The sequence below is a fragment of the Pandoraea sp. B-6 genome (assembly GCF_000282835.1).
Classification (GTDB): domain Bacteria; phylum Pseudomonadota; class Gammaproteobacteria; order Burkholderiales; family Burkholderiaceae; genus Pandoraea; species Pandoraea cepalis.
The window spans coordinates 57,041-66,283 of record NZ_KB290558.1 but is presented as its reverse complement, the minus strand read 5'-3'; the positions used below and the strand labels follow the sequence as shown (position 1 = coordinate 66,283).

The window sequence follows — 9,243 nt, the reverse complement described above, 5'->3', positions numbered from 1 at the left end:
CCTGTGCGGGCCGCAAATGCCATGAGCTTCTGCGCCATCGATTTCGGCACTTCGAATTCTGCCGTCGCCGTGCAAGACGGCGCCGCCATGCGTCTGGTCGAGCTGGAAGCCGGCTACGGCACGCTGCCGACCGCCGTATTCTTCAACGCCGATGAAGGTGGCCGCGTGTCGTTTGGCCGTCAAGCCGTCGCCGATTACGTCGATGGTTACGACGGGCGCCTAATGCGCTCGCTCAAAAGCCTGCTCGGCTCCTCCCTGATCGAAAGCACGACCGACCTCGGTAACGGGTCGGCGATGCGTTATATCGACATCATCGCCACGTTCCTGCGCCATCTGCGCACGCACGCGCTGAAGGCCAGCGGCGGCGACCTGCGTCATGTGGTCATGGGTCGCCCCGTGTTTTTCGTCGACGACGATCCGCGCGCCGACGCAGCCGCGCAACGCTCGCTCGAACAAAGCGCGCGCGACGTCGGGTTCCATGACGTGCATTTCCAGTTCGAGCCGATTGCAGCCGCGTTCGATTACGAATCGCGTCTGAGCGATGAACAGCAGGTGCTCGTCATCGATATTGGCGGCGGCACCTCGGACTTCTCGCTGGTGCGTGTCGGACCGGAACGGGCACGCCATCTCGATCGCAAGGACGACGTGCTCGCCCACCACGGCGTGCATATCGCCGGCACGGACTTCGACCGCCGCATCGAGTTGGCCACGATCTTGCGCGAACTCGGTTACAAGGCGCTCGGTCCCGACGGCAAGGAAGTACCGAACCGGATCTATTTCGATCTGGCAACCTGGCATCTGATCAACACGGTCTACACGCCGAAGCGCGTTGGCGAACTGGCGCTCACGGCGCATCTGTACGCCGACCCTGCCCATCACCGGCGCCTGATGCGCACGGTCGAGCAACGCCTTGGACACGCGCTCGTCGGTCATGCCGAAGACGCGAAGATCAACGTCGCCTCAGGCGGCGAGACGCGCATCGATCTGTCGGTGATCGAACGCGATCTCGCGGTCGCGTTCTCGGAAGCGGGCCTGGTGGAAGCGGTCAGCGACGAAATCGCGAGCATCACGGCAGGCGCCGTGCATACGGCGGCGCTGGCCGGACTGCGCGCCGAAGATGTCGATGCGCTCTACTTCACCGGCGGCTCCACGGGGCTGCGCAGCCTTTCCGGTGCCATGTGCGCGGCCTTTCCGAAAGCAACACCGGTATTCGGCGACCGTCTCGCCAGCGTGGCGCTGGGTCTGGGCATTCACGCCAGGCGCGTGTTTTCCTGAGCGGTCGCCGGCGTCCGTTACTGAAACGCGACTTCGTTGAAACTGCGCAGCTTGCGACTGTGCAGACGATCCAGACCGTTATTGCGCAGCAGCTCCATCGCCTTCACGCCGATCTTCAGATGCTGGTCGACGCGCTCGCGATAGAACCGGTCCGCCATGCCGGGCAGCTTCAGCTCCCCGTGCAGCGGCTTGTCGCTCACGCAGAGCAAGGTGCCATACGGCACCCGGAAACGGAAGCCGTTCGCTGCAATCGTCGCACTCTCCATGTCGAGTGCAATCGCCCGGCTTTGACTCATGCGCTGCACCGGCTCGCGGTGATCGCGCAATTCCCAGTTGCGATTGTCGACCGTGACGACCGTGCCCGTGCGCATCACACGCTTGAGTTCGAAGTCGTCGAGTTGCGTGACGTCGGCCACGGCACGCTCGAGTGCGACCTGCACCTCGGCCAGCGGCGGCACCGGCACCCATAGCGGCAGATCGTCGTCGAGCACGTGATCCTCACGCACGTACCCGTGCGCCAGGCAGTAGTCGCCCAAGCGCTGCGAGTTGCGCAGCCCTGCGCAGTGACCCAGCATGACCCAGGCATGCGGGCGCAGCACGGCGATGTGATCGGTGATGGTCTTCGCGTTGGAAGGCCCCACGCCGATATTGACCATCGTGATGCCCGTGTTGTCCGGGCGCACGAGGTGATATGCCGGCATCTGCGGCAGGCGCGGCGGCGGCGTGCCCCGCGCGTCGAGCGCGGCTATGTTCTGGTTCCAGTGCGTGACGTTGCCCGGTTCGACGAACGCCGTGTACTGACTGCGGTATTCGCGCAAGGCCGGATCGTCGGTCGCGCTCATCAGCTCGCGTCCCAGTTCGACGAACTCGTCGATATAGAACTGGTAGTTCGTGAAGAGCACGTAGTTCTGAAAATTTTCGGGCGAGGTCGCTGTGTAATGGCGCAGACGATGCAGCGAATAATCCACGCGCGGCGCCGTGAACAGAGCGAGCGGCAAGATCTCGCCGGGCATGGGATCGCGCGTGCCGTTCACGATGCTGTCGTCCATCGTTGCCAGATCGGGCACGTCGAACGCGGTGCGCATGGCGCGCAGGTGTGTCTGATCGAGATCGCCTTCGAGGTACACGCCGTCCTGATAGGCGAAGTGCACAGGGATCGGCTCGTCGGAGACGCCCACTTCGAAGGCCACGCCGTGATTGTGCGCCAGACGGCGAAGCTGCTCGACGTAGTAGTTTTCGAACAGATCCGGTCGCGTGACCGTCGTCTGATAGCTGCCCGGCCCCGACACAAAGCCATAGGACAGACGCTTGTCCAGTTGGGTAATGTCTTCGGTGGTGATGCGAATGAACGGATAGTGCGCACTCACGCGCCGCGCCGCCTCCTTCTGCGTGGCGAAGCGGTCGAAAGCGGCGCGGAGGTACGCCGTGTTGGCATCGTAAATCGTCTTCAGGTAGGCGACGGCTTCCACCGGATCCGCGATCGATCGGGTGGCATGGACCGGTTCTTGTTCGGACATGCGCAAACCTCTTCTGTCTTAATCATGAGGGGGAGTATGCGCCCATTGTGACACGACCGGCAGGCGTCTCCGCGTCCCGTCCGCTGCCGTGGCCAAGCCAATCGAGCGCGCCCTCGCCGGCCGTCTCCGCCCCTGGCCCGGCGCGCCGAATCGCCACGCCCACGGCGAGCACGTCGATCGCCGCGAGGTGCAGAATTCTCGCGATCATCGTCACGTGAGCGCCCATCGTCTCGACGTGATCGTTGGGCAGCACGAGCGTCGCCTTGCGCGCCAGCGGAGAGTTGCGCGCCGTGAGCGCAATCACTTTCGCGCCGCGCGCCACGGCGATGTCGACCGCGCGGTTCAGATCCGCCGAGCGGCCCGACGCGGAAATGGCGACCACCACATCGCCGTCTCCCAACAGCGCTGCCGACGCCTGCAACAGATACGGGTCGCCGTACGCGATGGTCGGCATGCCGAAGCGGAAGAACTTGTAGTGCGCGTCCTGCGCGATCACGCCGGAGTTGCCCAGCCCGTAGAACTCGATGCGGCGGGCACCATCGAGCAAGGTGACGGCCGCCTCGAGCGTGCGCGCGTCGAGATGCTCGCGCATCTGCAGAATCGACGACACGGTGTTGTCGAGCACCTTGGCGCTGAATTCCGCCGCCGAGTCGCCCACGTGCACCTGTCCATGACGCACCGGCAGCGTGCCGGTCAGCGCACTCGCGAGTTTGAGTTTGAAGTCCGACAGTCCCTGACAGCCGAGCTTGCGGCAAAAACGAATGACCGTGGGCTGGCTCACCCGCGCCAGACGCGCGATTTCCGACACCGGCTCCGCGAGCAGGGCACGCGGTTGCTTGAGCGTGAGTTCGGCCACGCGCTGCTCGGCCGGGCTCAACCGGTCGCGCAACCGATGCAGACGGTCGATCAGCGCGCCCGCGCCCGCCGCATGCGTGCCGAGCTGTTCGGCAAGGATGGCGGACGTGCCCAGGAACGCCGGATGATCGGCCGTAATGACGTAAGTCGGAATCGCCTTCAGATACGCCTCGAATCGCCCCTTTGCCTCGAAGCGCTGACGAAACGGTGAGTCCTCGAACAACGTGCCGAGCTTCGGAATCACGCCGCCCCCCAAGTACACGCCGCCCACCGCGCCCAGCGACACCGCGACATTGCCCGCGAGCGTGCCCAGCATCGCGCAAAAGCAATCGACGGTCTCACGCGCGAGCGCATCGCCCGCCTGGGCGAGCTTTACGATGGCGGGGGTCTCCAGCGATGGCGCCGAGCGGCCGTCTCGCGCCGCCAAGGCTTGATAGACGAGCGCCATGCCGGGACCGGCTACCAGACGCTCGAACGACACGTGCGGGAACTGCTTCCATGCGTAGCGCAGCACCTCGATTTCGCGCTCGTCCGCCGGCGCGAACGTCGTGTGCCCGCCTTCGCTGCCGAGCGCGATCCAGCGGTCTGCCGCCGGAATCAAGCCGGACACCCCAACGCCGGTGCCCGGACCGAGCAAGCCGATCACACCGCCCGGCTGCGGTTCGCCGCCGCCCACCTGACGCCGCTGTGCCTCGGACAGGTAAGGCAGCGCCATCGCCAGTGCGGTGAAATCGTTGACGACCAGCAGCGTCTCGAAGCGCAGCGCACGACGTGTCGCTTCAATCGAGAAGTGCCAGTCGCGATTCGTCATGCGCACCTCGTCACCGGCAATCGGATTCGCAATCGCGATCGCGGCATGCCGCACCGGCTCAGCGTGATCGGCCTCGTCAAGATACGCACGGATGACTTCGGGAACGCCTGGGAAATCGTCGCAAGCATAGTCGCGGATCTCGACGAGATCGCCGGGTGCGACTTCCAGCGCGAACCGGGCGTTGGTACCGCCGATGTCGGCCAGCAGTCGGGGACCGCTTACGTGTGGAGGATTATTCCTCACTCCAGAAGACATCGATGTTCACTCCTTCACAGTGGATCAGCCGGGAGATGGCGTTGTCCTGCACCTCGGCCTGCGCCGCTTCGAAGACGGCGCGTTTGGCCGGGCCTTGAATTTGCAGCAAGAGGCGCTCGCAGGACGCGAGCGCGGCGAGCGACCATGACACGCGCAGGTGCGGCGCGTGCTGCGGCTGCACGAGCACGAATTTGTCGTGTGTGGCGATGGCGTCGTGCCATTGCGCCGCGTCGGCGAAGAGCGACGCCGTATGGCCGTCCTCGCCCATGCCGAGCACGGCCACTTGCGGCACGCCATGCCTCCACGTGTCGTTGAGCGTTCTCACCTGCAGCGCGGCGGACGTCGCGGTGTCCACCAGCGGCAACCAGTGCGCACCCGTCGCACCGGGCAGCAGTGTCTCGGCCACCAGTCGGGCATTGCTCTCGGCGTGCGTGGGCGGCAGCCAGCGATCGTCCACGAGCGTGATGTCAATGTCACGCCACGCCACGGGAAGCCGGGCCAGTTGCAAGAGAAATGCCTTCGGACTCGTGCCGCCCGATACGGCCAGCAACGCGCGCGGACGAATCGTCAAGGCTTCGTCGAGCCGCGCAACGACGGCGTTGGCGAGCGCCAGCGCCTGTGTCTGCCGGGTGGGGAAGGTGCGCCAGTGGATCATGGGTGTTTGCCTCCGGTTGACATGACGTCGGATCGACGCGCCGGGCCTCGCCCGGCGATCCGCCTCAGTTGTCTTCTTCGACCCAGCTCGTACCGGACTGTGCCAGCAGCGCGCTTGCGGCGGGCGGCCCCCAGGTGCCGGCGGCGTAACGCTTTGGCCCTTTGTGCTGACGCGACCAGTACGCCTGGATCGGCGCGACCCAGCGCCAGGCCGCCTCTTGCTCGTCTCGACGGACAAAGAGCGCGAGACGCCCGTTGATGACATCGAGCAGCAGGCGCTCGTACGCATCCATCCGGTGTCCCTTGAAGAACTGGTCGAACGCGAGGTCGAGGTGAACGGTTTGCAGGGTCATGCCTTCGCCCGGCTGCTTCGCAAGACAGTAGAGGCGGATCGATTCGTTCGGTTGCAAACGGATGACGAGACGATTGGCGCCGGCCTGCGCCGTGGCTTCGCCGAGCAACGGATAGGGCGTTGCGCGGTAGTTGACAACGATCTCCGCCACGCGCTCGCCCAGCCGCTTGCCCGTGCGCAGGTAGAACGGCACGCCGGCCCAGCGCCAGTTGTCGATCTCGGCCTTGAGGGCCACGAACGTCTCCGTCTGGCTGGACGGCGGCACGCCCGGCTCGTCGACATAGGCCGGCACCGCCGACTTGCCGATCGCGCCACCGCCGTATTGGCCCCGCACCACGTTGCGCGCGACCGTGTCGTCGTCGAGCTGACGCAGCGAGCGCAACACACGCAGCTTCTCGTCGCGCACGGCGTCGGCGTCCATCGACAGCGGCGGCTCCATCGCGACGATGGCGAGCAGTTGCAGCAGATGGTTTTGCACCATGTCGCGCAGCGCGCCGGTCTGTTCGTAGAACTCGCCGCGCCCTTCGACGCCGATTTCCTCGGCAATCGTAATCTGAATGCTGTCGATCAACTCGCGTCGCCACAACGGCTCGAAGATCGCGTTGCCGAAGCGCAGCGCCAGCAGGTTTTGTACCGCCTCTTTCCCGAGGTAGTGGTCGATGCGGTAAATCTGGTCTTCGCGAAAACTCGCGCCCACCGCATCGTTGATCGCCTCCGACGAGGCCAGATCGTGCCCGAGCGGCTTTTCCAGCACGATCCGACTGTTCTCGTTGAGCCTGGCGCTGCGCAGTCCTTCGCAGATGGGGATGAACAGCGACGGGCCGGTGGCCAGATAGAAGATGCGCACGCCCTGCCGTTGGGCGAGGCGCTCGGCCAGTACGCCGAATTCGGCTTCACGCCCGAGATCGAGCGGCATGTAGTCGATGGTGGCGAGAAACCGCGACCATGCGCCCTCGTCCCAGACATCGGACTTGATGTGCCCGCGCACGTGTTCCTCGCACCACTTGTGATACGCGGCGGCCTCCATCGGCTTGCGGGCAATCGCCAAAATGCGGCCGGTACTCGCACCGGCGCCAGCGTCGGCATCGGCGCCCAATTGCCCCGTGCGGAACGCCCGGAACAGCGCGGGCAGCACCTTGCGCAGTGACAAATCGCCGGTGGCGCCGAACAAGACAAAGGTATAGGGTGAAGGCGTGGTCATAGACAGCGTGGACTCCCGTGCGGCCGAACGCTTCTCCCGGGCTCCGCTCGGCGCGCCAACGGGCGAGCCAGCAAGCGGCGAATGGGCCGCCGGACACGGCAAATGTCCGAATGTCACCGAAGAAGCGCAACTTTGACACTGCATTGTAGTTTAACTACACTTTAAATCAACAAAGTTTCGTTCTTTGACTACATCACCCACGTCGAGCGACCTACAACGTTCCGGACACCCCATGACCCAGTCTTCGCAAAATGTACCGCTGCATCCGGTGGTTGAGCGTGTGACCCAGCGACTGATCGAGCGCAGCCGTTCAAGCCGTCAGGCCTATCTGGAGGGCGTGGCCCGCGCCACGCAGGGGCAGCCCGGTCGCGAGTCGATCGGCTGCGCCAATCTCGCGCACGCGCTGGCCGCCGCCCCCGCCGACGACCGCATCAAGATCCGCACCGAGCGCACGCCGAATATCGGCATCGTCACGGCCTACAACGACATGTTGTCGGCGCACGCCCCGTTCGTTGAGTTCCCCGACGTCATCAAGTCCGCAGCACGGGCGCATGGTGCCAGCGCACAGGTGGCCGGTGGCGTGCCCGCAATGTGCGATGGCGTCACGCAGGGTTATGCGGGCATGGAACTCTCGCTGTTCTCGCGCGATGTGATCGCGATGGCCTCGGTCGTGGCGCTCTCGCACCAGATGTTCGACGCCGCCATGTTCCTCGGCGTGTGTGACAAGATCGTGCCGGGGCTGGTCATCGCCGCCCAGGCGTTCGGCCATCTGCCCGCCGTTTTCACCCCGGCGGGCCCGATGCCCTCCGGGCTGCCCAACGACGAGAAGTCGCGCATCCGGCAGGAGTATGCTGCGGGCCGCGTCACGCGCGCGGCGCTGCTCGACTCCGAACTCGCCGCGTATCACACCGAAGGCACCTGCACGTTCTACGGTACCGCCAACAGCAATCAGATGCTCATGGAATTCATGGGGCTGCACTTGCCCGGCGCGTCATTCGTCAATCCGCATACGCCGCTGCGTCATGCGCTCACGCAGGCGGCCACGGCGCGCGCCGTGGCGCTGGCGAAGACCGGTATCAACACGTCGCATATCCTCGATGAGCGAGCGTTCATCAACGGCGTCGTCGGCCTGCTGTCCACGGGCGGCTCGACCAACCACACGCTGCATCTGGTGGCGATGGCGCATGCGGGCGGCATTCTGCTGGACTGGCAGGACTTCGCCGAGCTGTCGGACGTCACACCGCTGCTCGCTCACGTCTATCCGAACGGCAAGGCGGATGTGAACCAGTTCCATGCGGCGGGTGGCCTGAACTTCCTGATTCGCGAGTTGCTCGACGCCGGATTCCTGCACGATGACGTGACCACCGTCATGGGGCACGGTCTACGCCCATACACGCAGGAAGCCGTGCTGCACGACGACGTGCTCTCCTGGCAGGACGCCCCCAACAACAGTCTCGACGAGGGCATCGTGCGCCCGGCATCGCGCCCGTTTGCGCGCGAAGGCGGCTTGCGCATGCTCGCGGGCAACCTGGGGCGCGCGGTCATCAAGTCATCCGCCGTCAAGCCGGAACATCAGACGGTTCGCGCTCCGGCACGCGTGTTCTCTGATCAGGAGAGCGCGCAAGCGGCGTTCAAGGCGGGAGAACTGACGCGCGATGTCATCGTCGTGGTGCGTTTCCAGGGCCCGCAGGCCAACGGCATGCCGGAGTTGCACAAGCTCATGCCGATGCTCGGCCTCCTGCAGGACGAAGGCCATCATGTGGCGCTCGTGACTGACGGGCGAATGTCCGGTGCGTCGGGCAAGGTGCCCGCCGCCATTCACCTGTCGCCGGAGGCGGAGCAAGGCGGCATGCTCGCGCGCGTGCAGGATGGCGACATCATCACGATCGATTGCGAGAAGAACCTGCTGCACTGCGAAGTCGACGACGCCACGCTCGCCGCGCGTGCTCCGGCCCCGGAACCGCAACGGCCGTTCGACCCGTGGCGTAACGTATTCCGCCTATTCCGGCGCAACGTCGGCGCCGCACCGCATGGCGCGTGCGTGCTGTTCGACGACTCGGAGTATCCGAAGCACTCGTGACTGTCCGGCGAACGATGTGCGATTACGCGTGACGTGGTGCGTCGATCGGCGGTGTCCCGTCGTGAAATAGCGTACGCAGTTGCGAACGCAGCTCGGCGGAATCGGTATGTCCGTGAACCGTGATGGCGTGTTGCACGGCCGCTTCCATCAGTTCGTTTTCGGAATCTGCGGATAGCGCTACGGAACAGTTCATTGCGCTCGGGAATTCCCGGCAATCGATGAATTTGCGGGTCATGATGGTCT

At 65.2% G+C, this 9,243-nt stretch carries 7 protein-coding genes; 2 read left to right on the top strand and 5 right to left on the bottom strand.

Annotated features, from left to right (window positions below):
- The first annotated feature begins 21 nt into the window (after positions 1-21).
- Entirely contained in the window at positions 22-1,275 is a 1,254-nt protein-coding gene (locus A985_RS0120850) for an Hsp70 family protein (RefSeq protein WP_017235314.1), read from the top strand.
- A 17-nt stretch (positions 1,276-1,292) separates the two neighbouring features.
- On the opposite strand, the gene A985_RS0120845 is transcribed toward A985_RS0120850, so the two are convergent.
- The 4 genes from A985_RS0120845 to zwf all read right to left on the bottom strand — a co-directional run bounded on the left by A985_RS0120845 (position 1,293) and on the right by zwf (position 6,920).
- Positions 1,293-2,792: an AMP nucleosidase gene (locus A985_RS0120845; RefSeq protein ID WP_017235313.1), complete on the bottom strand. Its 1,500-nt coding sequence runs from the start codon at positions 2,790-2,792 to the stop codon at positions 1,293-1,295.
- A 22-nt stretch (positions 2,793-2,814) separates the two neighbouring features.
- Complete coding sequence (locus tag A985_RS26495) at positions 2,815-4,713, bottom strand: bifunctional transcriptional regulator/glucokinase (RefSeq protein ID WP_051060321.1); 1,899 nt, start codon at positions 4,711-4,713, stop codon at positions 2,815-2,817.
- Positions 4,691-5,368, bottom strand: a complete 678-nt coding sequence (gene pgl, locus A985_RS0120835; RefSeq protein ID WP_017235311.1) for a 6-phosphogluconolactonase — start codon at positions 5,366-5,368, stop codon at positions 4,691-4,693. The genes A985_RS26495 and pgl overlap by 23 nt, the downstream gene beginning before the upstream one ends.
- Positions 5,369-5,432: 64 nt before the next feature.
- Positions 5,433-6,920, bottom strand: coding sequence for a glucose-6-phosphate dehydrogenase (gene zwf / locus A985_RS0120830; RefSeq protein ID WP_017235310.1), 1,488 nt, complete (start codon positions 6,918-6,920; stop codon positions 5,433-5,435).
- A gap of 232 nt (positions 6,921-7,152) precedes the next feature.
- On the opposite strand from zwf, the gene edd reads away from it, so the two are divergent.
- Positions 7,153-9,000, top strand: coding sequence for a phosphogluconate dehydratase (gene edd / locus A985_RS0120825; RefSeq protein ID WP_017235309.1), 1,848 nt, complete (start codon positions 7,153-7,155; stop codon positions 8,998-9,000).
- A gap of 22 nt (positions 9,001-9,022) precedes the next feature.
- Here the strand turns inward: edd and A985_RS0120820 are convergent, their stop codons facing one another.
- A complete protein-coding gene (locus A985_RS0120820; protein ID WP_026132227.1) occupies positions 9,023-9,235 on the bottom strand; it encodes a DUF1059 domain-containing protein in 213 nt (70 codons plus the stop codon).
- Positions 9,236-9,243: the final 8 nt, after the last annotated feature.